This window comes from Pedobacter gandavensis (assembly GCF_032677645.1).
In the GTDB taxonomy this organism is placed as follows: domain Bacteria; phylum Bacteroidota; class Bacteroidia; order Sphingobacteriales; family Sphingobacteriaceae; genus Pedobacter; species Pedobacter gandavensis_A.
Window position 1 is genome coordinate 278,174 of sequence record NZ_JAVTSB010000005.1, and the last position, 26,032, is coordinate 304,205.

Consider the following 26,032-nt stretch of genomic DNA (forward strand, 5'->3'; position numbering starts at 1 on the left):
ATGGTCTGAACATGAATTGAAGAGAGGAATGTTTTCTTTGTTCTTTGGCAGAGCTATGAAAAAAATCTTTTGATTTCATCAGTTTATTATCATTTATCACTGGATTACTATCATTTAAATGATACATAGCTAGAACATAGGTTATTTTGACGATAGCCTAATTTTGAGGATTTTTGTGCCTTCAATAAACAATAACAAAATGGAATATAGAAAATTAGGAAATACAGCATTAGAATTATCGACAATTACTTATGGTGCCTTCGCAATTGGTGGTACGATGTGGGGTGGAAATGAAGAAAAAGATTCTATTGAAGCCATTCATGCTTCTCTGGATCATGGTGTGACCAGCTTAGATACGGCTCCTTTTTACGGTTTCGGATTAAGTGAGGAATTGATCGGGCAAGCGTTAAAAGGAAAAGACAGAACTAAAGTACAGCTTTTAACCAAATTCGGTTTAGTTTGGGATGGTAGCAATCAAGGTAAAGGCGAGCATTTTTTTGACCTCCCTTTAGATGGAAAGAACGTTCCGATTTACAAATTAGCTTCAAAAGCGAACATCATTAAGGAAGTTGAAGAGAGTCTGAAACGTTTAAACACAGACTATATCGACTTAATTCAGCAGCACTGGCCAGATGCAACCACGCCTATCGATGAGACGATGGAAGCAATGGAAAGCTTAATCCAGCAAGGAAAAGTTCGTGCAGCAGCAGTTTCAAATTACAGTTTAGATCAATTGAAAGAAGCAGGAAACACCTTTGTTCCGGCAGCAAATCAAGTGGCTTACAGTATGCTGAACCGCGGTATCGAAAAGGACCTTGTACCTTATACCTTAGAAAATAACATTGGTATCATTGTTTACAGTCCGATGGAAAGAGGTTTACTTTCCGGTAAATATTTCCAGAATGAGAAGCTGAAAAGTGACGACCATAGAAACGGATATTTCGGTCAGTTTGACCTGGATAAAGTGAAAACATTTTTAGAAAGTATTCGTCCGATTGCAGCGGAGAAAAACGCAAGTCTGGCACAATTGGTTTTACGTTGGACGACCTTACAAAAAGGGATTACGATTGTATTAGCCGGGGCAAGAAATGCGGAACAGGCGATTTCAAATGCGCAAGCGATGAACTTTGATTTAAACGCAGAAGAATTGAGCTTTATCAACACTGAACTGAATAAGATCTAAGTAAGCACTTAATATTAAAGGCATGGAGCAGATTTACTCCATGCCTTTTTCACTGTCTATGTTTTTTTCTTAACGATTGATCTCGTATACAAAATTGAACCTGGGGCTTTCGCCAAAATAAGTAACCTCCTCTTCCGCTACTTTTACTGCTCCAATTCTGCCGATGGCGATCTGTGAGCGGAGATTCGTAGCGCCGATGTGAAACTGGACTTTTGATACAAACTGAAATATATAATCCATCATCATCCTCTTGACCGCGGGATTGATTCCTTTCCCCCAATAAGCGGTGCCATAAAAGGTATAGCCTATGAAAATCTTGTTTTCCTGCTCGCTATAATCATAAAACCTCGTGCTTCCCATCAGGGCGTTGGTGTTTTTATCTACAATTTTAAAGGCCCCTTTACTTTGCATTGCCCCATCAAAGAAATTCTGGAAAACATCTTTCTTCCAGCGATCCTTATTGGGGTGCTGCTCCCAGATCTTTGGGTCTGAAGCCAGGCTGTATAAGGCTTCAAAATCAGTTTCCTCCAATGGGATGAGCAGGATATTTTCGTTCTCCAGCAGCGGCTGAATGCTAAAGTCTATCAAAGGATTCAATGTCTTTTTCATCATGATATCTGTTTGCACATCATCCCCCATTCTGAAAATATGCGTATCAAAGGCGACGAATCCATTCTTCTCATAAAATCGGATGGCTCTTGGATTTTTTTCCCATACCCCTAACCACAGATAGGTTTTCCCTTCCAATCGGGCCGAGTCCAGCGCTTTCTCATAGAGCAGCTGACCTACCTTTTTACCATGATGGCTGCTTTTTACATAAATGCGTTCTATTTCCAATGCCTTATCATCCTGCAATTCTGTTTGTGCCTTGCACTGATTTATTTTTAAATATCCTACAGGCTTTTCGCCTTCCCAGGCGATAAAGAAGCTGGAATTTGGGTCTGCAAGTTCGGTTCTCATCTTTTCTTCGCTTAGGTTTTCCTCCAGATATTTCGCCACATCTGCAGCGGTGTTACTGTTTGCAAAGGTTTCTTCAAAAGTTTGTCGCCCTAATACCTGTATGGTTTTATAATCCTCCAGGGAGGCTTTAGTGATTTCGATTGGTTCCATATTATATTTTCCTGATATAGTCTGCTATTGCTTTTTCTGCGCTGTCCTCACTTTTCTCCAAATGGTCTGCTATTCTTCGGCGCTCAATTTCGGTTTTATTCTGACTTATTTTTTTCTGCGCCTGTAGATCGTTTACTTTCAGATCAAAGGCTACAATTCCCCGTATCATTCCTTTTTTGAACTTATCCGACAAGCTATCCCATTGTTCCAGGTAACCGGGTTCATAAAACAGGATCATGTGTTCCAGGGCCTTCATTTTTGCTGCTTCCTCCTGAACGATTTTCGCCTTTCCATAGGCATGTACGGTTACATAATCCCAGGTGGGTACACTTTCCACTTTATCATAGTGAACAGGCGAAATATAGGCATGAGGTGCTGAAAAAATGACCAGCGAAGTGTTTTCCCCGATGTATTTGGCCTGTTCATTCGCTAAAGCAAAATGGGCCGTCAAGACCAGATCCCCATTACTATCTGTGATGATAAAAGGAAGCTGGGTAGCGATAGGAAGGCCATCTTTATCCGTCACTATCGTGGCAAAACTATATTGCTTCATGAAAGCGATCTTTTCTGCTTTCTCCTCAAACCCGAATTGCTTAGGTATATACATTGCCTGCGATCTGTTAATGGATTAATGTTTTACTGGAACAAAAATAGCTAACAATTGGATTACCTTTGTAGTCCAATTACGAGATAATGAATAGTCCAATTATCAACCCAATATTTGCAAACCTATCCCTTGACCGTTCAGCGGAAAGGCCGGTGTACCTCCAATTGGCAGATGCGCTTTTATCCATGATCCGGAATGGCCAAGTCCGTTCTGGTCAGAAATTACCTGGCAGCAGGGAACTGGCTCATCTTTTAAAGATCAACAGGATTACTGTTTCTAAAGCCTATGGAGAGCTATTGACGCAAGGTTGGCTGGAATCGGCTGTAGGTCGTGGCACCTTCGTTTCCAGTCATGTGGCAGATCATGATCCTGAAAAATTAAAGGCCATTGCAGCGAGCCCCCCGAAGATCCCGGGATTTACTTTTGAAGCTAATGATTACCTCCAGCCTATTTTAGAAACAGCTTTGCCAGATCTACATTTAGACGACGGTTACCCGGATCCCAGGCTTGCCCCATTAAAGGAATTTTACCGGGCTTACCGCAATCAACTGAGCAGAAGTGGACTGTATCCTAAATTTGGCAGTTACGGAAATCCTGCGGGCCCATATCCCTACCGACAAGCCTTGTCTGACTATCTCAATACCAGCAGGGGTTTCAAAACCAGTCCAGAGCACATACTTTCCGTAAGGGGCACTTTAATGGGCATTAACCTGGTTTGCAATGCCTTGATCAACCCTGGAGATGTAGTGGTTTCTGAACGTCCGGGATGGAGACGCGCGGAACATAACTTTCTGCATGCAGGGGCGAAACTGATTGGGGTTCCTGTAGACGAACATGGGATGCTGGTAGATGAGCTTCGCAAGATCTGCAAGCAGCAAAAAGTGAGAATGGTGTACGTTACTCCTCACCATCAATACCCCACCACTGTATCTTTAAGAATAGACCGCCGACTGGAGTTGCTCAGGCTCGCAAATGAGTATGGTTTTATCATTTTTGAAGACGACTATGATTTTGATTTCCATTTCAAACACCGTCCGCTGCTGCCATTGGCTAGTGCTGATGAACATGGAATGGTCATTTACTGCGGTTCCTTTAGTAAGAGCTTTTCTCCAGCCTTTCGCATGGGCTATCTGGTGGCTGCTGAAAACGTGATTGAGCACCTGGCTAAAGTCCGGATTTTGCTAGACAGACAGGGTGATCATGTGCTGGATAATGCCATGGCGGATTTACTGAATGATGGCACCGTACAGCGCTACCTTCGGAAAACGCTTTCGGTATATGAAGAAAGGCGCGACTTCTTTTGTAATCTATTACAAACAGAACTAAAAGACATCATCAAGTTTAGTGTTCCGGAAGGCGGTATGTCAGTATGGGCTGAATTTGATCCTTCCATTAACCTGGAAGAATTGTCGAAAAGAGCGTTTAAAGAAGGTTTATACTTATCTGATGGAAAAGGACACCAATATCCCGAGTATCAAAGCAATGGCATTCGTTTGGGCTTTGCCTCTTCCCCACTGGAAGATTTAACGCGCAGTGTCGAAATTATAAAAAGACTCATTTCATAATAGAAGATGCAAGATTTAGTCAGGAATAAAATTTACCTGCAAACAAAAAAGGCTGATCATATGATCAGCCTAAAATATATGGAGTAGTCTGGACTACTTTTTGCGCATCTTATATCTTTTGTAAGAGATAAAGGCCAATACAAAAATCACCGCTACTGTTACATACACCCATGATGGGATCGGAACAGGATCACCCTGTGCATAAGAATGCAGTCCGGTTAAGTAGTAATTCACGCCGAAATACGTCATAATAATCGTAGAGAAAGCCAATAGCGACAACAAGTTAAACAGGTATTTAGTTCTTAATCCTGGAATCAAACGAACGTGTAAAACGAAGGCGTAAACGATCACAGAGATAAATGCCCAGGTTTCTTTAGGGTCCCAGCTCCAGTAACGTCCCCAGCTTTCATTTGCCCAAATACCGCCTAAGAAAGTACCTACAGTCAGTAAAAACAGACCAACAGTTAAGGACATCTCGTTCACAATCGTCAATTCTGTGATCGAAGATTTCACTTTCGCAGAGATCTTATTATTGTCAATAATGTATAAAATTAAGACTACCGTTCCCATCAGGGCACTTAATCCGAAGAAACCATAACTAGAGGTGATAATCGCAACGTGAATCATCAGCCAGTAAGATTTAAGTACCGGAACCAATGGTGTAATCTGCGGGTTCATCTGTGATCCACCATGTGCAAATCCCATCAGGATCACGGCAATTAAACAACCTGCGGCAGGGATAAAAGCATTACTGTTTCTATACATCCCAAGGCCAGAAAGTACACCGATCCAACTGATAAACAAGACCGCTTCGTAACCATTACTCCATGGCTCGTGACCAGAAATATACCATCTTGTCGCTAATCCAAATCCTTGAAGGAATGCAGCAATACTGATTAAAATCAATACGAATGTTACCAGCTTGTCCAGCATTTTGGAATTCTTAAACAACTTAAAGAATGCCAATCCAAGAATTACTGCACCTAACATCGCGTAAGTAATCATTAAGTTCAGGAAGATATTCCATGAATTATAGCTTACTTCCCAGAATACTTTCGTGTCAGAAGGCATTACATCTTTACCGAATTTCAACTGGATATCTTTGATTTTATCTAAAGCTGCATTTGCTGCGTCCCAGTTTCCAGTCTCCTGACCGTCTTTAATACTTTTAGCATAGCGATCAATTGGATTTAACTCCCCAACTAAAGCAGATCCAGGCAATGCAGAAGGCATGGCAATCCAGGTATTGTTTGCGTCACCTGCAATAGGAAAGATGCGTAAATATTGACCGTTGATCAGGGATTGCATCGCCTGTAACTTATCATTCAGGTCGATAATCTCTTTATCGTAGTTATTTTGCTCTGCTGGTTTCTTCGCAAAAGCTTTCGAATAATCGTCTTTAAGGATAAATTGAAGCGTTCCATCTTCGCCAACCTGTAACAGGTTAATCATAGAAGTATAACCACCTTCATCAGCTTTAACCGCTTTTAACAACCCAGGACCACCTTTTGCACCGATTTTAATGATCGGAACGTTTACCCAGATGAAAGGCGTTGTAGAAACAGAAAGGAAGAATTGGTTAGCATTTAAGCTGTGGAAACGATCTTTACGGTGGAGTTTTCTCAGGATTTCTAAGGCCATCGTATTGATTGGCTCTACCCTTCCGTCGATATTTTGAACTGGCAAATGACCGAATTTATCAGCGTGTGCCAGATCGATTTTTATAGAAGAAGCAAATTGTACCGGGTCTACAGATTTTGCAGACAACAGCATTTGCATTTCCGCTTTGCTTGGTTGTGAGTGGTTGTGCGCTTGTCCGACAGGTGCTGCTGCATCGGCAGAATGGTCGTGACCATCGCCAGGTGCATGATTATGACCGTCGTCCGCAGGCATTTGTGTTTGTGTGCTCGCAGGTGCATGGTTGTGACCATCATCAGCAGAATGGTTGTGTCCATCGCCAGGCGCATGATTATGACCATCGTCTGCCGGCATTTGCGCTTGTGGTTTTACCAGCCCCGGAATCGCGGTTGATCCGTTCTTACCGTGCATATCGATCTTTTGACTAAATGCAGCACCTAATGGAAGGAATAAAAACGCCAGTAAAAGAGATTTTGATTTCGCTGATTTAGAGAGTGCTCTCAATTGCTCATTTAGTTTAGAAAAATGAGTTCCTTTCCAGAATAAAGTGACGAACATGCCCAGGAATAATAAGGTATAACCGATATAAGTAACGTTTGTGCCCAGTTCATCATGATTTACAGAAAGGACTGTTCCTTTCTCATCATCGTCAAAACTAGCCTGGAACAAGCGGTAACCTGCTTTATCCAACACGTGATTCATGTATATTTTGTATGGGGTATCTTGTCCACCGTCCTGAATTAACACATCAGAAGAGTAAGAAGCAGGACTGTTACTACCTGGATATTTCTCCATTTTAAAGTCAACCAATTTAATGGAGAACGGAGTTTTGTAGATTTTAGAACCGTAAGCCATCGAGATTCTTAGTCCGCCGATTTCACTTTGATGTTGGAAATTCGTGATTCCTTTACCGCCATAAAAAGATACGGTATCAACTACATTTCCAGTCGTAACCTGTACTTTAACCAGGTCCAGATCATGTTCATGTTTAATTTTATCGCCTTCCAGATAGATGATGTTACCTGGAATCGGTGCTTCGGGAACTACGAACCCTAATCGGCCGAAAGTATATAAGCTTCTTAAATTGAAAGGTTGTGCAGGGCTTTCCGCAGGTACGGTATTTCTTTGCTGAGTGGCCATGATCATATAGTTCCCTTCAAAAGGACTTGAAATTTGCAAGGTGCCACTGGCATCAGAAATATTGATTGCGCCAGCTGTTTCTTTATTATAGCTGACCAACATATTCGCAATCAGTTGTACTGTTCCTGAAGGAATGTATTTATTTACTCTCTTTTCATTCTCAGAAATCACCAGGTGTAAAGTCGGTTTTCCGGTAGCTGTGCGGACTAAAGAGTCTTGTGCTCTGGCGTAAAAATCGATCACTTTGATTTTAACCCGTTGTCCCTGGTAGTCGTATTCTCCTTTGAAAGTTTTCTTGAAAGGCTTTAAATAGCTTGGAATGCGGTTAGAGATTAGAATTGCCGGTTGATCATCGTAGGCTAATGCTTCATCACCTTTTCCGATTTGTACTTTGAAAAATGTTGCATCAGAAATGATTTCATCTGTAGACTCCCCTTCTCTGATGTGCATAGATCCTTCGAAACTCACATATCTGGTAATGTATCCACCGATAAAGATGATGACAAATGCAAGGTGAAAGACCAATAGCGGCCATTTTTTGCGTTGTGTCAATTGATACCTACCGATATTCCCGATAAAGTTGAGGACCAATATGACCATCACCAGCTCGAACCACCAGCAGTTGTAGATTAATGCTTTGGCTACTGCCGTCCCATAATCATTTTCAACAAAGGTGGCCATGGCCATGGAGAAAGCGTATAACAATAACATAGCACCCATCATTCGGGTGGAAAAGAGAATTTTGCCTAACCTTGTAATCATTCGTGTGTTTTTCTTTTTCTTTTGTACCGGTTTGTTCACCAGCATAAGGAGCTGTTCCTTATCAATTCCGACAAAGATGACCCGAGAGATTTAGAAAAATGAGGGTTAATAATTTTATGGCAAAAAAAAGACGAAACTAAACGCGGTTTTAACCCGGGCTGAGCTTATTTCATGGTTTTTGTTACTTAACAGCAGAGTTTGAGCTGGTTTCGGGATTTGTTTGGTTGTTTGGTAGTTTGGTTTGGTTCTCTTGTTTTGTCGGATACTTGTTACGCTTCCTTAATGATTTTTATATTATACTTGTTTAATGGCTTTGCTAAATTGTTTTTCTATGCTTTAGAGATAGACAATTAATGGCTGAGGTCTGATTGTTTGCCTTTAAACCAACCAACTATAGAACCAAAATGAAGAAATTACTCCTCGCATTGATTTTACTTCCAATTGTAAACAGCGCAAATGCTCAGACTACACCAAAAAAGACCCATTCCGGAAATCCAGTATTTAAAGGCTGGTATGCCGATCCGGAGGCTGTGGTATTTGGGAAGAAATATTGGATTTACCCGACTTTTTCAGCGCCTTATGAAAAACAGGTGTTTTTTGATGCTTTCTCCTCCCCTGATTTGGTCAACTGGACCAAGCATCCTCGGATACTAGACACGGCAGGTGTTAAATGGGCAAAAAAGGCAATTTGGGCACCTTCTATCATTAAGAAAAAAGACCAGTACTTCTTGTTTTTCGGGGCAAATGATATTCAAAGCGATAAGGAGTCGGGAGGAATCGGAGTAGCTGTGGCAAACCACCCTGCCGGACCATTTAAAGACCATTTGGGTAAACCTTTAGTCGACAAATTCCACAATGGGGCGCAACCGATAGATCAATTTGTTTTCAAAGATAAAGATGGAAAGTATTACCTGATTTACGGGGGTTGGAAACATTGCAACATTGCCTTGCTTAATGATCAGTTTACCGGTTTTTCGCCACTTAAAGATGGCAGTACATTTAAGGAAATCACTCCAGACAGCTACGTGGAAGGCCCTTTTATGTTCATGAGGAATAATAAATATTACTTTATGTGGTCGGAAGGCGGATGGACAGGTCCGGATTACTGTGTGGCTTATGCGATTGCAGATTCTCCGATGGGACCGTTTAAAAGAGTCGGTAAGATTTTGCAACAGGATGCAAAAATTGCCAACGGTGCAGGTCATCATTCCGTGATCAGAAATGAAAAAACTGATGATTGGTACATTGTGTATCACCGAAGACCCTTAGACCAGACCAATGGAAATGCAAGAGAAACTTGTATTGATAAAATGTATTTTGATAAAGATGGTTTGATCAAACCGGTTGTGATGACTACATCAGGAGTTTCCGCTAATTTCTTGCGTTAACGAAATTTCATCAGGACGTAAAATTAGCTACTTTGGCCTCTTCCTTCGGAATTGGTCATGATTGTACTGGAATTGTTGTTACCTTGCTGCGAGTAAAATCCCATTTTGGGATACTGTTTAAACTCATACCGGATATCATTGGAAAAGAAGATTAGTTTAAGAAAAGGCATTCTTGCCGCTGTCATTTTTGTATGGAGTTTATGCTTTATACCAAATGCTTTTTCTGCTGGTTGCTCAAATGAAAATCCAGATTTCTTTTACAGCTCTTATTTCCAGGGGGAGCTGTTGGAAGATGTCCCCTTATCGATGGGCTATACTTCTCCTGTTAAAAAGGCGAAGTATTTCCAACCTCGTCTTACCAATCAGGATACTATTGTTAGTCCGATTGTACCGCAGGCAGCAACAAAGATTGCCCTTGCACCCTGGAACTGGCCTCAACATGGTGAATATTCCTTTCTTTTCAGGTTAACTCCGTTTTAGTTATTATCATTTGATCAGCACTGCTATCCATTGATTTCCTTATCAAATGATCCGCCCATACCTCTAAAGGTTAGGCAGGATTGGTATAGCCTACCCTATTTGTGGTTCTGGCTATTATTGATCAGGAGAAGTTCCCAAAATAATTAAACCATCTGTTAATACTAAAAGAAAAATAAAGTTATGAATTGTCCGAATTGCCAGGAAACCTTATTAATGACCGTAAGAAATAATGTAGAAATTGATTACTGCCCGAAATGTCGCGGGATATGGTTGGATAGAGGTGAATTAGATAAGCTATTGGCCTTTGACCAGGATAAAAACACGTCAACAAACAGCTACAATAAAGATAATCAGTCGTTTAGAAACGATAGTTTTACTGGACATGACCAGAGAAATCATGAGCAACGAAATCATGACCAGCGAAATCACGATCAACGTGGTCATGGAAACAATTCGCATGGCTACCCTAAAAAGAAGAAATCCTTTTTAGAAGATCTGTTTGATTTTTAATGAGCTGATTCAGAAAGTTCAACAGGCCGGCAATTGATGCCGGCCTGTTTTATTTAGCCTGGTTTGTTAAAAAAGAAATCTTTCTGCTGTTCATTCTTCGGTTTTCACTTAATAATTCCCTACACAGTTCCCAGTGTATCAATAAGTTTCATTTACTGAGCTTGATAACCCTTTAAAAATCTGGTATCAAATCCAGTTCTGCTCTTCCAATTTTGCTCAAAAAGACTATTTTTGAAATAGAAGAACCATAGTTAAATCAACCACAAACCCTGATATATCTCTATTCGAAATCAATCAATTGAGCGCTATCAAAAACCAAAACCATTTATAAATGAGTATGATCCAACAAGCTGATTTTCTTAGAAACCACAACCTTAATTCAGCAGATTTTAAAGCCAGCAACCTTAATTACGAAGAACTGTTAAACATCAGTGCCGATTTTGAATCAAAAAGAGCTGCATACGATGAAATTGGCACCGGAGTTGTCAAAATACTTTTCAAATTCGATGCTGTACATGCCATCAGGTATGAGCTGAACAATTCGGAAGAACTGATCACTAAGCTTATTGCTTATCAGTTGGAAAATCCAGAGGTAAACCTGGATTTAACCAATTATGAAACCCTGGTTGATAACCTGATCAACATTAAAATCATTCCCCTATTCAAGTCTGACTGGGCGAAAATCCATGAAAGTATAGTTGACCAGTTTGTCGTTATAGGCAGCGTTACGGCCAATGTCAGAGCAGAAGATACTGCTGTAATCACTAAAGAATTTACAGATAAGGGTTGTAACTTAAACACACAAGCTGATGGATACCGGTCAGTTGATTATGTGATCAAAACTGCGCCAAGCAAAAAAGAATACAAGGTTGCGGTACAGGTTCGCAGTATTTTTGAAGAAGGATGGGCTGAAATTGACCGCAGCGCCCGTTATGAGCATAAAACCGGAGATCTGGTTTTAAACGGATTCTCCAAAACGCTGGACAAGTTAGCCGGTGGTGCTGCTGAAACAGGCGAATCTATCCATGCACTAAAGTCTTACCTGGCAGAAAAAGAAAGTCTGATTCAGGAACAGCAGGCTGTAGTGCAGGAACATAAATCCTTAGTTGAAGAACAGCAAGCGCTGGTTGAAGCGCAGAAAACCATAGTTCTGGAACAGCAAATTGAACTTGCAGATTTAAGAGCGCAGCTTGCTCAGGTAAAATCTACTCCCGTTAAATCTGTTCCGGTTAAACCTGCTCCCGCACCGCTTGAGGAAAAAGCAGCAGAAATCATTCCAGTTGCTCAGAAACAATTATTGAGCAATGGTTCGGATGGTATGATTGGGAAAAACATCATTGAAGATTTAGCGAAAACAGCAGCTGGTATTGCTGGTGGTTCTCTTTCAATTGAAAATAAAGAAGAAAACACCGCGGAAGGAAAACCTAAGACAGTTAAAAACAGAACGGATAAACCGAAAGCAGTCAAGGTAAAAGAAGAAAAGATAAACGCAGAGAAACCACGCTTAGAAGTGGCCCAATCCGTGGTAGAAGATTTATTCGGGCAGACCAGGATTCCTGATGCTGCTCCCCTGAAACCTTCCAATACGAACGCTTAAAATCGTAATCAGCAGAGAAAAGTATCATACTTTTCAAAAGAAATACAAAGCCAGCCAATTCCGACATCCGGATTATTGGCTGGCTTTATAATCAGATATCCCTTTCCGGAAAATGAAAAAGGTCGTCTTTGAATAAGAAAGAATTTTCCGCAAACGTTTGTGTAAATAAAAACGACAGGAATTTCCTTTTAAATCGGGTTATTTGGTTAAACAACCAAACACACGATGAAACTAAATTCACTAAATCCTAAAACCGGTATTGCAACAGCGCTTTTTATAGCGGCCGGACTTTCGGGCTTTGCGCAAAGTAAAAACTTCAAAGAAGTATTTTCGGTGCCAGCAAACAAAGCCTATATTGAACCTTTTAATCCCGGTGACCGCGGGGTCTCTGTCCCTGTCGGCTATCCCGAAGACAAAGGCATCGTTTCCAAATGGAGCGACAAAAGTAAAAGCGTAGTCTGGTATCTTTATCAAAAACCCGGACAGTATGATTTCTACTTCGACAATACTGTTGATCAGGGTAAGAACTTAACTTTTGAATTGATCGTAACGCCAAGTGTGCCTGTTAAAGGTTTCAAAAGCATTCGCAAAAAGCTAACGTTTAATGGTACAGGGCAACAAAATTCGTTGTTCGCAGGTAATATTACAGTGCCGGAAACCGGTTATTTCAGGTATGAATTGAAACCAGTTACGGACCCTCAATCCGCCATTAAAATAAAGACTTTAACTTTTAAATCATTACAGGATGGCGGACAGGTGAATCAAACCGACTATCAGTCCTCTCCTTCTGTGCATTTAAGTTTTAGCGCTACCCAACCGACCACCAAATCTTACAACTGGATTTACCAGGAAATCATGGTTCCTAAAGGAAGTGATCCACTGGCAACCTACTACATGAGTTTAGGTTTTTACCGCGGATATATGGGGATACAGACCAATTCAGCTACGGAACGCAGGGTACTTTTCTCTGTTTGGGATAGCAAAGATGCCGAAAACGATAAAACCATTACTGCCCATGATTATGTTTCCTTTGTAGACAAGGACAAGTCGACCACGGTAAACACGTTTGGTGGCGAAGGAACCGGAGGACAATCTTATGTGAAAACTGCCAACTGGAAAAGCAATGAACCGGTGAAGTTTTTAATGAACGTTTTGAAACAAGATAATAACTCCGTGCTTTTGTCAGCCTGGTACAAACTGGAAGGTGAAGACTGGAAATATGTGGCCACCTGGAGAGCGCCAAAAGAACAGCGTACCTTTGATGGTTTCTATTCATTCCTGGAGAATTTCGGCTATACAAATGGTCAGGTTCGCAGAGAAGCTTATTACTATAATGCCTGGGGTATGGAAGATCAGACGGGAAAATGGGTGAATATGAACAAGGTGAGATTCTCTAACACGGATGGTAAACCTGGTCAGCGCGTGGATTATGAGCAAGGGGTTTCTGAGAAATATCCGGATATGTTTTACATGTCTTCCGGAGGGTATACGCCTACGTTGAAAACTGCGGATGAAATGCCTGTTTCAAAACAACAACTTAACCTGAATTTGAAACCTTTTGAAGAAAGAGTGAGTGTTGCAATTAAAAATGAGGAAATCAATAACAAGGATTTTAAGACAAAAAAATAATTAAGTTAGCAGAGTTTTAAAATCAGGAAGTCTCACAATGATGTGGGACTTTTTTTGGTTTAATATGTTAACATTTACAAAATATATATTTAACATTGTTTAGATTATTACTAATTTTAAATCACATCTCTATTTTAAACGTTTGATTGCAGTCATCGTTCACCTACTAAACCTTAATTATGAGATTGTATCACAACCTTTCAGACATTGAGCTTACTGTACTCCTAAAGTCTTCCGACAGAACCGCCTATAGAGAACTTTATGAACGATATTGGTCTGTGCTTTTTCATCATGCCAGAAGACTTTTACAGGACGAAGAGGGCGCCAAGGATATTGTTCAGGATGTTTTCATCATGCTCTGGAACAAGCAAGATCATTTAGAATCAAACAGCTCTCCTGTTCCGTTTTTATACACTGCTGTTCGAAACAGGATTCTCGACGTTTTCAAAAAGTATAAAGTTGCAGAAGCTCACCTGCTTTCTTTAAAGAATTTTGCCCCTCAACAAACCAATACTACAGATCATTTAGTTAGAGAGCATGAGCTGGCCGCTGTTATAGAAGCCGAAATTGCACAGCTTCCTTCGCGAATGCGCGAAGTATTTGAATTAAAACGTAAAGCCAATCTCAGCTATAAGGAAATAGCCGCAGAAATGAATATTTCAGAGCTTACTGTTAAAACTCAAATGAACAAAGCAATTAAAGTCTTAAAAACAAAACTAGGTTCCGCTTTATTCTCCTCCGCTTTCCCCTTTCTTTAGTCCCCATCCTTTACAAGATGCCTCCCCTTTCCAGGCGGATTTCTAATTATTTTTCTCTATCGGATACAACTTACTTCATATCAAATCGTATAGCAGATATCAAAGAGATAAGCTATTAGAAAATGGATTATAAAGAAGAGCAGGATTTAATTGAAAAATATCTTTCAGGGCGCTGCACCGCAGCGGAGCAACAGCAAGTCGAGGATTGGTATGTAATGCGCGCTAAAGAGCTGGAAGACCTTTTCGAAAAACCTGATTATGGGCAGCTCAATAATGAAATCTGGGCAGGTATAGCCATGAATACATCTACTGTGGTTAGGAAGGTTCAATTATTGAAAAAACTAGCAATAGCGGCCTCTGTGGTTCTTTGTCTTGGCCTTGCTTTCTATTTTTATAAACAACCAACGCTAAATCACAGCCTGATTATTACTGCGGCTAAAGATATCGCGCCTGGCGGTAATAAAGCTTTCCTGACTTTGGCAGATGGTAAAAGAATCTCCTTAACAGATGCTAAAGATGGAGCTATTGCGGAACTATCAGGTATTAAAATCACTAAAACAGTAGATGGACAATTGATTTATCATGTTTCTGGTGTACCGGGAAAAGGCAATCCTAAAATTGAATACAATCTCATTGAAACCCCTAATGGCGGACAATATCAAATCATACTTCCTGATGGCACCAAAGTTTGGCTCAACGCTGCCTCTTCCCTTAGATATCCTTTAAGTTTTGCGGGATTAGCGAATAGAAAGGTGGAGCTTTTACGTGGTGAGGCTTATTTTGAAGTATCAAAAGATAAAAAACATCCATTCCTGGTGAAAACGGAACAACAGGAGGTTGCAGTATTGGGCACCCATTTCAACATCAATAGTTATGGTGATGATGTGACCGGGACCAAAACAACTTTGCTGGAGGGATTGATCAGGATCTCCCCTCTTGATCCGGGAGGGAAATCTGCATTGCTTAAACCTAATCAGCAAGCCGTTTTAACTGAGCGGGTTTTAAAGGTAAGCGTGGCTGATACTGAACAAGCTGTGGCCTGGAAGAATGGTTATTTCAAATTTCAAGAGGAAAATATTGAATCTGTGATGAGAAAAATAGCGAGATGGTATAATGTGAAAATCCAATATTCCGGAAAAATACCAACAGACGGTTTAGGGGGCACGATGTCGAGGGAGCAGAACTTATCAAATGTCCTGGATATGCTTCAGGCGACAGGCCTGGTGAAATTTAAGATAACAGGAAATACCGTTATTGTGAGCCAATAATAAAGAATCAACAAACCAATCATAAATTCTTAAACCAAAACTATGAGAAAAATTCTACGAGAATAGTCGGAATACCAGGTTGGCTTAAAAGAAAAAACGTGAAAGTGTTCTCAGCACTTCCACGCAAGTATCAGGGTTAACCCATTATCCGAGATTTCGGGTAAATAACATCTGTTAAGAAATCAATAATTAACCCAAACATTACAAAAGTATGAATATATATGCTTTTAACAATACTATGTTCCAAAAATCAGGGACGCTTTGCAAATTCATGTTGGTGATGAAAATTACAGCCGTTTTATTGCTTGTGGGGCTCCTCCAGGTAAGTGCTGCGAGTCTTGCGCAAAAGATCAACATTCAAGAGAAAAACGCGACGCTAAAGAGCGTCATTGAAAAGGTTCGTATCCAAAGTGGTTATAACTTCCTATACATTGAAAACGTACTTAATCTGGCCAAACCGGTCGATGTACAGTTAAAAAACGTTGATTTCGAGGAAGCGCTTGTCCAGATATTTACTGACCAGCCGCTAGATTACGAAATCAAAGGGAACACGGTGGTGATCAGGAAAAAAGAGGCCAAAAGCACCCGAAAAAGCACTGAAAACCAGAAAAGCCTTAGTGATATTACAATTAATGGAAAAGTGGTGGATGAAAAAGGTCAAGGATTGCCGGGAGCTTCTATCAGATTAAAAGGAGACCATACAAATGTAGCCATCAGCACATCAAGTAGTGGAACGTTTTCAGTTAGAGTTCCTGGAAAAGATGCGATTCTGATTGTTTCCTATGTTGGTTATAAGACTAAGGAGGTTAGTGTTTCTGGTGCTGATGCTGATTTCGTGATTCGTATGGAACCAATAACTGCTGAGTTGGAAGGCGTTAATATTGTGAGTACGGGTTATCAGAGCTTGCCTAAAGAAAGGGCTACGGGATCGTTTGTTAAAATTGACAATGATTTAATAAACAGAAGTACTGGTACGAATATCTTACCTCGCCTGGAAGGAGTAACCAGTGGTTTGTTGTTTGACAAGCGGTCTACAGGAGGTGAATCAACTTTAGGCGGATTATCAATCCGAGGATTAAGCACGCTCGATGTTACCAGAAAGGCACCTTTGATTGTAGTGGATAATTTCCCATATGATGGAGATATAAAAAATCTAAACCCCAATGATGTAGAAAGTATTACTGTTTTAAAAGATGCTGCTGCTGCGTCTATTTGGGGGGCAAGAGCTGGTAATGGTGTAATAGTAATTACCACAAAAAAAGGCAGCTATAACCAACCTCTGAATATCTCTTTTAATAGTAACCTCACCGTCATACCAAAACCCGATTTGTTTTATTTTCGACAAATAAGTTCACCCGATTTAATAGATCTGCAAACCACATTGTTTAATAATGGCGCTTTTGATGCTAAAATTAATGACACCTCCTACCCGGTATTACCTGCTGTTGTAGAAATACTAGCAAATGCCCGAAAAATTGGAACCCCTGCTGCTATGGATCAAGCAAAAAGCCAGATAGATGCATTAAGAACAGTAGATTCCAGAAATGATTATCTTAAATATGTATACAGAGATCAGGTAAAACAACAGTATGCTTTAAATATTAATGGAGGAAATCAACAAATCAATTACCTGATTGCTACAGGATATGATAAGAACAAAGGAGATGTAGTTAATCAGAATAATGACAGATTAAATCTAAGATCAAATATCAATTTTAAGCCTATAAAAAATCTCGAAATACAAACTGGCTTAATGTTTACCCAAAGCAATAATTATGCGATGGCAAATGCCCTTTTATGGACCCCGCAAACCATTTTACCGTATACACAACTGGCTGATAACTTAGGCAATCCACTACAGATCTCAAAAGACTTCAGGACATCTTACGTGAATAACCTTACCGATCAAAGGTTAGTAGACTGGCGTTATTTTCCTCTTAATGATCTTAACACTAATTCTAAGAAAACAAAACAAAACGACTGGCTATTGAATGCTAATGCCAAATATGACATCAATAGTATTTTCAGTACAGAGGTTAAATATCAATATGAAAAAGCCATTAACCGCACAAATGAGTATTTTGACAATAATGCTTATTACACCCGTCATTTATATAATTTATATACGCAACCCGTAGGTTCGCCAAATCAACATCCTATCCCCTCAGGCGGCATATTAAACCAAAACAGTACAACTTTAGACGCTTACAAAGTCCGTGGACAAATCAATGCGAATAAAACATGGAATCAAAAGCACGTCTTAAATGCAATAGGAGGATTTGAGATTAACCAAAGTCATACTTCAAATAGTATTTCTGGTACGACTTATGGATACGATGATAATATTTTAACGTATAAAAATGTAGATTTTTATATGACCTATCCTTATTATATCGCATACAATAGAGGTACCAGGGGAACAATACCTAATGCTCAAGGTTTTCTTGATCAGACTTATCGCTATACCTCGTTGTATGCGAATGCTGCCTATACTTATAACAACTTATACACTTTATCTGCTAGTATTAGAAAAGATGCTTCAAACCTATTTGGTGTGAGCACGAATCAAAGAGGGCAACCATTTTGGTCTACTGGTGCAAGTTGGAATTTATCAAATGAAAGCTTTTACAATATAGCCTTTCTTCCCTACCTAAAGTTAAGAGCAACTTATGGGATTCAGGGTAATGTAAATAATGGACTTTCAGCCTATTCTACGATTCTCTATCAACCGCCATCAGGTATAACCCCTTTCACTTTTGCTTTCTTAAAAAACCCCGATAATCTATCTTTAAGATGGGAAAAAGTAGGACAGTTAAATTTAGGTATTGATTTCGGCTTAAAAAACAACAGACTTTCGGGAAGCCTGGAATATTACGAAAAGCGAATAACCGATTTATTGGCTCTTTCTCCATTAGACTATATAAGCGGATTTATTTCAACAACACTCAATGCGGCAAGCATGCGAGGAACTGGAGTTGACCTTCAGCTTCATTCAGTTAATTTAAATAGGACTGTTACATGGAGTACAGACTTTCTACTCAGTTATCAGCAAAATAAAGTTACTGAATATTTAACACCAACTACCCCTACAGTCAATAGTTATCTTAACGATGTTCTTCCTAATCCGATTCCAGGAAAACCAGCTTATTCGATATTTGCTTTTAAATGGGCTGGATTAAATCCGGAAAATGGTAACCCAAGAGGTTATTTAAATGGCCAGATCAGTGAGAATTATACCGCCTTAACTAATCCGAGCTTCAATGATTTACAATATATGGGCTCAGCTGTTCCGGTTTATTACGGTTCACTTCGTAATACGGTTTCCTGGAAAAAACTGGACCTCTCCGCAAATGTAATTTTCAAATTTGATTATTACTTTAGAAAAACGAGCATAGACTATAGTAACCTGGTAACCAATGGAATTGGTCACGGTGACTTCTCCAATCGTTGGCTCAATCCAGGTGATGAAACGAAGACAGACGTGCCATCTCTAATCTACTCTCCTAACGCATTCCGAGATACCTTTTATACCTCTTCAGAAATATTAGTTTCTAAAGCTGATCACATCAGGTTACAAGACATAACACTAAGCTATCATATACAAAAATCAAATTGGTATCTAAAAAACATTAAAGTATATGGGAATGTAAGTAACGTAGGAATTCTATGGCGTGCTAATAAACAAAATCTTGACCCAGATTACTCTTCGTATCCAGTTCCGCGTACAGTGTCAATTGGAATATCTGGAAATCTGTAATGCTAAAAAAGGAAATTATGAAAACTAACCTAACCAGTTCAATGAACAAATACAAGCTAATTTACATTCTATTCGCTTTATGCCTCATCCAGTTCTCCTGTAAAAAATTCCTAGACTACAAGCCTGATAAATCACTGACAATCCCATCAACTTTAGGGGATTGTCAGGCGATATTAGATTATTACTCCGTAATGAATGGCCAGGGACCAAATTATGCTGAGGCGGTTTCAGATAATATTTATCTACTTAATGCCACTTACAAGACTCTTACGGTAGATTTAAGAGATACTTATATATGGAAAGCTAATGCAGAGGTCAATAAAGGTGGATGGGCTGGTGCTTACCAAACCATTTTATATGCGAACCAAGTACTTGAAACTTTAAAAAAAATTACCCCAACTCAAAATGAACAAATCACATGGAACCAATTAAAAGGTTCAGCATTATTTTTCAGAGCTTACACCCTATTTCAGGCAGCCCAAATATGGACTAAACCATATGATCCGGCAACGGCAAACCAAGACCCAGGCTTACCCATTAAATTAACTTCAGACTTAAACGAAAAGACCGAAAGGGGAACAGTTGAACTGACTTACAATCGAATACTACAAGATTTAAACGAAGCTATCCCCCTTTTACCATTAACCACAGCACTACAATCCAGACCGAACTCTACAGCTGCTTATGGGATGCTAGCACGCGTATATCTCGCAATGGGGGATTATATAAATGCAGGAACTAATGCTGATGCCTGCCTGAAACAATATAGTACATTACTAGATTATAATAATCTAAATGCAAATGCGACCTATCCAATAGCAAAATTCAACAAAGAGGTTATTTTTGAATCTTCTAGTGCGGGCGGGGCAGACCTTATTCAATTGAAATCAAATGCAATTGTAAATTCTGATCTTTACTTATCCTACTCGCAAAATGATTTACGCAAAACCATATTCTTTGTATTGAATCCAGCTGATCAATCCTATAGTTTTAAGGGTAGCTATGATGGCGCAAATCCCGCAAATCCATTTACAGGAATTGCAACAGACGAGATTTATCTCATTCGTGCTGAATGCTTTGCAAGAGCAGGCAGAACTGAAGATGCTTTAACGGACCTTAATATCTTATTAGCAACAAGATGGATCAAAACAGCCCCCTATCCTAAGTATGCCACGACAGATGCAAGTGTTGCATTGGGCTATGTACTACTTGAGCGCAGGAAAGAGCTTATTCAAAGAGGCTTAAGATGGTCGGATTTACGACGTTTGAATAAGGACCCTAAGTTTGCAATTACGCTATCTCGTACAATTGACGGCCAAACTTATACCTTACCTCCAAATGATTTACGTTATGTTTTACTCATTCCCACTGATGCAATTATTAGATCAGGAATAGCTCAAAACCCAAGATAAGTTATTTAATGAATTAAAATGAAGAAGTCATTAGCTTCAATTCACAATCATTTTAAATGCGGCAAAAACATTCATTTAAAAAAAGAAATAGAAGAATGAAAAATCATATATTGATTGTGCTTTGTTTCTTCAGTCTAACAACTTCAGCACAAATAAGAAAGACCAAAGTTGTAAATCTAAATATTGGACAAACTGTACCTGATTTACTTATAACAAATATTATTAATTATTCGAAACCCAGTGTACGTTTATCTCAGTTCAAAAACCAACTACTAATTATTGATTTTTGGGCTACAAATTGCAAAGGCTGTGTAGCAGCTCTACCAAGAATGGAAGCCCTACAGAAACAATTTCAGAACAGGGTAACAATACTTCCTGTTACCTACGAAAAAAAGGAAGATGTCCTCTCTTTTATTAAGAAAAACAAGTACACAAAAAATCTTAATTTTCCATCAGTAGTTGAGGATCTGACACTATCAAAGCTCTTTAAGCATCAAGGGGTTCCCCATGAAGTCTGGATTTATAAAGGAAAAGTGGTGGGCATAACTGATTTAGATTATGTTGACTCTAATAATATTGAGACGATTTTAACCGAAAAAAAACCTGACTGGCCTATTAAAAATGACTTTCTCGCTCCATATGATTATAAGAAACCTTTAATGGAATCAAAAATCACTAAACAAGAACCTACTTCCTACTCCGCAATTTTTGGTTACATTGAAGGCATCAGCCCAAAACTTACACTTTTTAGGGATTCCATAAGGGGTAGTTTTAGAACTATTGCTATTAATTCATCGATAGTTAGAACATACCTACACAGTTGGAATAAAGTTGATTCCTCTTTAAAAGTTAGGCCTTATTTAAGTTCTATTTGTCTAGAAGTTCAAAATCCAGAAAAATATGAGTTTACGCCTAAACTTGGATACTGGAAAAGTTGGTTAAGAGAAAATGCCATTTCCTATGAATCATTAGTTCCTGATACTGGACAGAACATCCCAAGTATTTATAGGAATGTCATCTCTGATCTTGACCGATTGTTGAATATCCATGGAAGATGGGAAAAACGCAAAACAAAGTGCCTCATTCTAACGAAAATGAGCAATAATGATCTTATAAGATCAAAGGGGGGGGATAAAAGCTATGGTGATCTCAATGGACAGGTTTGGGAATTTCGAAATGTATCAATAGAATCTTTAACAGATTTACTCAATCAACAATTGGGTAATCCCCCTACATTTAATAGCACTAATTATCAATATCCCATTGATCTTGATCTAAATATCGAAGATTGGACGGAGTTAACACGAGTTAAAGAAGCATTAAATAAATTTGGATTAGACTTGATTGAAGAAATCAGAGAAATTAAAATGTTTGTGATCAGCGATCAGAAAAGCTAGACAAGAAATTTTAATAAAAAAAGCCATAGTGCCGAGAATTCGGCATCTATGGCTTGAATTTAACATCAAAGCATCAAACTTCTAAGGAAATAATAGCTTAACATTTGGAGTTTGTACTTTGGTGCTTTTCGCCGTATCAATTTCGGAAGCCAATGGTCCGTCAATAACCGGCCTAACTATTCCGTTTAATACCTGTGTTGTGGCATTGATCGCACAAACAACGGTACCATTAGTACATCCACTAGATGTAGTTTCAGTATAGTTTTCAGGATTTAAATCGGGCATGGAGCCTGTTCCTCCATTAAAATCAAACCAGCTTACAGCCATAATATATAATGCTTTTATACATCAAAAAGCAATAAAAACTTTCATTTGTGCCTACTCTGGTCAGGATTTTCAGCGTCCTCCTTATCTACAAAGAGCTAATGTAAAATTTCACTCTTTATGTATAATCCTTAGGTTATTTCTTCAAGAAACATTTTTAGACACTTCAATCAGACACACCCTAAGTATTTATCTACAAACAAGGTACGGACTAATTTCAGTTTTAAACGCTACAGTTTTTCAATCAATTATGACAACCTGACGTTCTATATGTAAAAAACCGATATGTCTGCGAATGCCAGAATAGCAACATTTTACCTTCGAAGGGCCAATTTGATTGTTGTACAGGGAAAAAGGAAGTTTTCTTAATTAGACAGCGTTTTAGCTGTATTTACAGATCCTGCTTCTTTTATGTAAAGGAGAAATTGAATTAGACAGGGATTTCTGGTGTTTTCCGTAGCTCTTTCAAGCAAGTCTTTACATACAATGGACATCACAAATGCCCTAACCATCCAGACAGATGGTAATTTATTAAATATTATGATGAGGGGACCGTTAGATCCCGCCATGTTTTTTCATCATTACTACTATCCTGAAAAACCATAGCGGGAACTTATTCCTGTTTAAAATATGCTGATCAGCTTTAATTAAGCCTTCTTACCCTCTAAAATTTGTTCGCGGATATTTGCTGCCACGGCATGTACAACCGGTACAGTGACACTATTGCCAAACTGTTTATAAGCCTGAGTATTCGATTTATTGATCAGAAAGTTATCTGGAAAACCTTGTAGTCTTGCAGCCTCTCTAGGTGTTAATTTCCTTGGGTTGGCATCCTCCTGATGGATTAAAATCTCTCCTCCGTCTTTGTAATACCTGGCGGATATCGTGTTTGCGTAAACCGTATCATGCTTCACCAAACCAAATCCGAAACCCTTTCCAGCTTGTCTGTTATTCTCTTTTCTACGCTGGTGACCTGCCCACAACTTGTCGGAGATCGTAAATGAATCAGGCACCTTATCTTCCAAAATCTGACCTACATTAGTTTCAAAAGGCGTTGCCTCCGGATACTTAAATGATACCGGTAAATCATTACGCCATAAAACAATATAAATACGTTGTCTATTTTGAGGAACTCCAAATTCTCTGGACTTCATCACCATTTTCTTCGCTTCCTTTTGTAATTTTAAGATATTATCTCCCAGAATGATTTCCTTAGGAATGGAGCAGGTGTAGCCCTCATTGATTAAAGTGGTTAGAACCACCTGAAGCGTATTACCCTTATCATGACTGATCAGGCCTTTTACATTCTCCAATACCACCGCTTTTGGGCGTTTATGATGAATGATGGTTGCAATATTATGAAATAAAGTACCACGGGTATCTTCTATTCCGAGTTTTTTTCCGGCATGAGAAAATGGCTGACAGGGAAAGCCACCAACAAGTACATCATGATTTGGAATATCCCCGACTTTAATCTTAGTTATATCTCCAAATGGATGTTCGCCGTAATTCTGCTCGTAAGTTTTCTGTGCATTCTTCTCGAATTCTGAAGAAAACACACATTTTCCTCCAGCTTTCTCAAAACCTTGCCTCATTCCTCCAATCCCTGCAAAAAGATCTATAAAAGTGAATCCTTTATCGTCTTTTGAGGTAGGTTGTTGTTTAAGGTGAATAGAATTGGTTACCTGAGTTTTAAACTGCTCCTGATTTTCATATAAACCCGCATCTTTTAAACAAGTGATGATTTCGTCTTTCTCAACGCCACGTTCTTCGCCAAATAAACGATGGTCAAAGGCAATGGCATGGATCCATTGATGAATTACTGCTTTTATTTCGGATCCTTCAGGTTGGTATGCTTCAGCTAATTCCGTTAACTTTTCTTCTATACTTCTTATTATTTCCTGCATTTTTCTCTAAACAATACACACCAATTAGGCTGATACTTAACCTTGTAAACAAGAAATGGCTCCCCAAAACTCCATTTAACGCTTTATTAAATATGCTATATTTAACCCCTCAACGATTGTTAAGCTGCATTAAAGATGAACATAAGCTCTCAAATGTACCAACTATTGTAGTTTTTTTTAGTTGACATTCCCAAATATTAATCACATTCCAGCCCAATGCAGCGATTTCCTCCCTAACGATCTTATCTTTAGCTACATTCTTATTGATTTTATCCAGCCACCATTCCGTTCTCGTTTTAGGGATCACAAAATATCGGCAATGTTCATGCCCATGCCAGAAACAACCGTTCACAAAAATCACGGTTTTATACTTTGGCAATACGATATCAGGCTTTCCGGGAAGATTTTTAACATGAAGACGATACCGGAACCCTTGCTTATGCAGAAATTTCCTCACCAAAAGCTCCGGTTTAGTATCTTTTCCTTTGATCTGGCTCATATTATAGGAGCGGGTATCTTTTGAATGCACATCCGTCATCAGCTTCTTTTTTTAACGCATTTCCAGAATGATCTTCCCTAAATGAGCACTACTCTCCATTAACTCATGTGCTTTACTTGCCTCTTCCATCGGGAACACCTTGAAAACAGTTGATTTATATTGTCCTTTAGCAAACATTGGCCAGACTTTTTCTAAAATATCCTGTGCCAATGCTGTTTTAAATTCAGGTTCACGGTTACGCAAAGTACTTCCGGTGATACTCAATCTTTTGCGCATCATTTGCATAATATTCAAAGAAACCGTATTTCCTTCCATGGCATTGATGTAGACGAGTCTCCCATCTGGCCTTAAAACTTCGATGTTCTTTTGAAAATAAGAACCACCAATCATGTCCAGCACCACATCCACAGGCTGTTCTTTCAATTCAGTTTCAAAATCTTCTCTTTTATAATTGATAAAGTGGTCTGCACCTAAATCCAGACAATACTGTCCTTTTTCGTCAGAACCCACGGTAACGATCACTTCCGCACCCAAATATTTTGCCAGCTGGATTGCGGTAGTACCTATCCCACTGCTTCCGCCATGTATCAAAAACCTTTCTCCTGATTGCAATCGGCCACGCTGAAATACGTTACTCCAGACCGTGAAAACTGTTTCCGGCAGTCCGGCCGCTTCAACGAAACTTAAGCCCTCCGGGATCGGCAAACAATGCCCTGCATTAACTTTTACATAGTCTGCATAGCCCGCTCCGGCAACAAGTGCACAAATTCTGTCGTTCAGCTTCCATTGCGTCACATTGGCGCCACGTTCTACAATCAAACCGGCAACTTCCAATCCTGGAATATCTTGTGGAACTTCAGGTGGTGCCGGATAATTCCCCTTCCGTTGAAATACATCCGGACGATTCACACCGGCCGCTTTCACCTGAATTAAAACCTCATTTTCGTTGATCACCGGTTTTTCTCTTTCTTCAACTTTCAATACATCTGCTGCACCAAATGAAGTAATTACGATTGCTTTCATAAACAAAAAAACAACATTTATCCTGCCAGAATTAGAATTAATTTATTTTTCCGGAAGAAATTAGCAATAATAATTACA

General features: G+C 39.3%; 19 protein-coding genes. 12 read left to right on the forward strand and 7 right to left on the reverse strand.

Features of this window, described 5'->3' with window-relative positions; all coding sequences use genetic code 11:
• Positions 1–199 precede the first annotated feature (199 nt).
• Entirely contained in the window at positions 200–1,183 is a 984-nt protein-coding gene (locus tag R2Q66_RS10560; RefSeq protein ID WP_316748624.1) for an aldo/keto reductase, read from the forward strand.
• Between the two features lie 69 nt (positions 1,184–1,252).
• Here R2Q66_RS10560 and R2Q66_RS10565 read toward each other — a convergent pair whose 3' ends face one another.
• Together R2Q66_RS10565 and R2Q66_RS10570 are read right to left on the reverse strand one after the other, a co-directional pair.
• Positions 1,253–2,293: a GNAT family N-acetyltransferase gene (locus tag R2Q66_RS10565; protein ID WP_316748626.1), complete on the reverse strand. Its 1,041-nt coding sequence runs from the start codon at positions 2,291–2,293 to the stop codon at positions 1,253–1,255.
• A gap of 1 nt (position 2,294) precedes the next feature.
• Positions 2,295–2,900, reverse strand: coding sequence for an FMN-binding negative transcriptional regulator (locus R2Q66_RS10570; RefSeq protein WP_316748628.1), 606 nt, complete (start codon positions 2,898–2,900; stop codon positions 2,295–2,297).
• Between the two features lie 86 nt (positions 2,901–2,986).
• On the opposite strand from R2Q66_RS10570, the gene R2Q66_RS10575 reads away from it, so the two are divergent.
• The gene (locus tag R2Q66_RS10575; protein WP_316748630.1) at positions 2,987–4,465 is read left to right on the forward strand and encodes a PLP-dependent aminotransferase family protein; all 1,479 of its coding nucleotides are present in this window, start codon (positions 2,987–2,989) and stop codon (positions 4,463–4,465) included.
• A gap of 93 nt (positions 4,466–4,558) precedes the next feature.
• Here R2Q66_RS10575 and ccsA read toward each other — a convergent pair whose 3' ends face one another.
• The gene (ccsA, locus tag R2Q66_RS10580) at positions 4,559–8,005 is read right to left on the reverse strand and encodes a cytochrome c biogenesis protein CcsA (RefSeq protein WP_316748633.1); all 3,447 of its coding nucleotides are present in this window, start codon (positions 8,003–8,005) and stop codon (positions 4,559–4,561) included.
• Positions 8,006–8,409: 404 nt separating this feature from the next.
• Here ccsA and R2Q66_RS10585 point away from each other — a divergent pair, with 404 nt between their 5' ends.
• From R2Q66_RS10585 to R2Q66_RS10630, 10 genes are all read left to right on the forward strand, one after another.
• The gene (locus tag R2Q66_RS10585; protein ID WP_316748635.1) at positions 8,410–9,393 is read left to right on the forward strand and encodes a glycoside hydrolase family 43 protein; all 984 of its coding nucleotides are present in this window, start codon (positions 8,410–8,412) and stop codon (positions 9,391–9,393) included.
• 138 nt (positions 9,394–9,531) lie between these two features.
• Positions 9,532–9,873: a hypothetical protein gene (locus R2Q66_RS10590; protein WP_316748636.1), complete on the forward strand. Its 342-nt coding sequence runs from the start codon at positions 9,532–9,534 to the stop codon at positions 9,871–9,873.
• 213 nt (positions 9,874–10,086) lie between these two features.
• Positions 10,087–10,383, forward strand: a complete 297-nt coding sequence (locus R2Q66_RS10595; RefSeq protein ID WP_410479411.1) for a zf-TFIIB domain-containing protein — start codon at positions 10,087–10,089, stop codon at positions 10,381–10,383.
• A 331-nt stretch (positions 10,384–10,714) separates the two neighbouring features.
• Positions 10,715–11,980: a hypothetical protein gene (locus tag R2Q66_RS10600; RefSeq protein ID WP_316748640.1), complete on the forward strand. Its 1,266-nt coding sequence runs from the start codon at positions 10,715–10,717 to the stop codon at positions 11,978–11,980.
• A 225-nt stretch (positions 11,981–12,205) separates the two neighbouring features.
• Positions 12,206–13,609, forward strand: a complete 1,404-nt coding sequence (locus R2Q66_RS10605) for a DUF3472 domain-containing protein (protein WP_316748642.1) — start codon at positions 12,206–12,208, stop codon at positions 13,607–13,609.
• A 179-nt stretch (positions 13,610–13,788) separates the two neighbouring features.
• Positions 13,789–14,367 carry an RNA polymerase sigma-70 factor gene (locus R2Q66_RS10610; protein ID WP_316748644.1) on the forward strand — a complete coding sequence of 193 codons (579 nt, stop codon included), beginning with the start codon at positions 13,789–13,791 and terminating at the stop codon, positions 14,365–14,367.
• Positions 14,368–14,489: 122 nt separating this feature from the next.
• On the forward strand, positions 14,490–15,635 hold the full coding sequence (locus R2Q66_RS10615) for a FecR family protein (protein ID WP_316748646.1): 1,146 nt from the start codon (positions 14,490–14,492) through the stop codon (positions 15,633–15,635).
• Between the two features lie 211 nt (positions 15,636–15,846).
• On the forward strand, positions 15,847–19,392 hold the full coding sequence (locus tag R2Q66_RS10620; RefSeq protein ID WP_316748648.1) for a SusC/RagA family TonB-linked outer membrane protein: 3,546 nt from the start codon (positions 15,847–15,849) through the stop codon (positions 19,390–19,392).
• A 17-nt stretch (positions 19,393–19,409) separates the two neighbouring features.
• Positions 19,410–20,804, forward strand: coding sequence for a RagB/SusD family nutrient uptake outer membrane protein (locus R2Q66_RS10625; RefSeq protein WP_316748650.1), 1,395 nt, complete (start codon positions 19,410–19,412; stop codon positions 20,802–20,804).
• 95 nt (positions 20,805–20,899) lie between these two features.
• Positions 20,900–22,201 carry a TlpA disulfide reductase family protein gene (locus tag R2Q66_RS10630; RefSeq protein ID WP_316748653.1) on the forward strand — a complete coding sequence of 434 codons (1,302 nt, stop codon included), beginning with the start codon at positions 20,900–20,902 and terminating at the stop codon, positions 22,199–22,201.
• Between the two features lie 81 nt (positions 22,202–22,282).
• On the opposite strand, the gene R2Q66_RS10635 is transcribed toward R2Q66_RS10630, so the two are convergent.
• The 4 genes from R2Q66_RS10635 to R2Q66_RS10650 form a co-directional block, all read right to left on the reverse strand.
• The gene (locus R2Q66_RS10635) at positions 22,283–22,528 is read right to left on the reverse strand and encodes a hypothetical protein (protein WP_316748655.1); all 246 of its coding nucleotides are present in this window, start codon (positions 22,526–22,528) and stop codon (positions 22,283–22,285) included.
• A 644-nt stretch (positions 22,529–23,172) separates the two neighbouring features.
• On the reverse strand, positions 23,173–24,432 hold the full coding sequence (locus tag R2Q66_RS10640; protein WP_316748656.1) for a DNA cytosine methyltransferase: 1,260 nt from the start codon (positions 24,430–24,432) through the stop codon (positions 23,173–23,175).
• Positions 24,433–24,541: 109 nt separating this feature from the next.
• On the reverse strand, positions 24,542–24,970 hold the full coding sequence (locus R2Q66_RS10645; protein WP_316748659.1) for a DNA mismatch endonuclease Vsr: 429 nt from the start codon (positions 24,968–24,970) through the stop codon (positions 24,542–24,544).
• Between the two features lie 12 nt (positions 24,971–24,982).
• Positions 24,983–25,954: an NAD(P)H-quinone oxidoreductase gene (locus R2Q66_RS10650; protein ID WP_316748661.1), complete on the reverse strand. Its 972-nt coding sequence runs from the start codon at positions 25,952–25,954 to the stop codon at positions 24,983–24,985.
• Positions 25,955–26,032 lie beyond the last annotated feature (78 nt).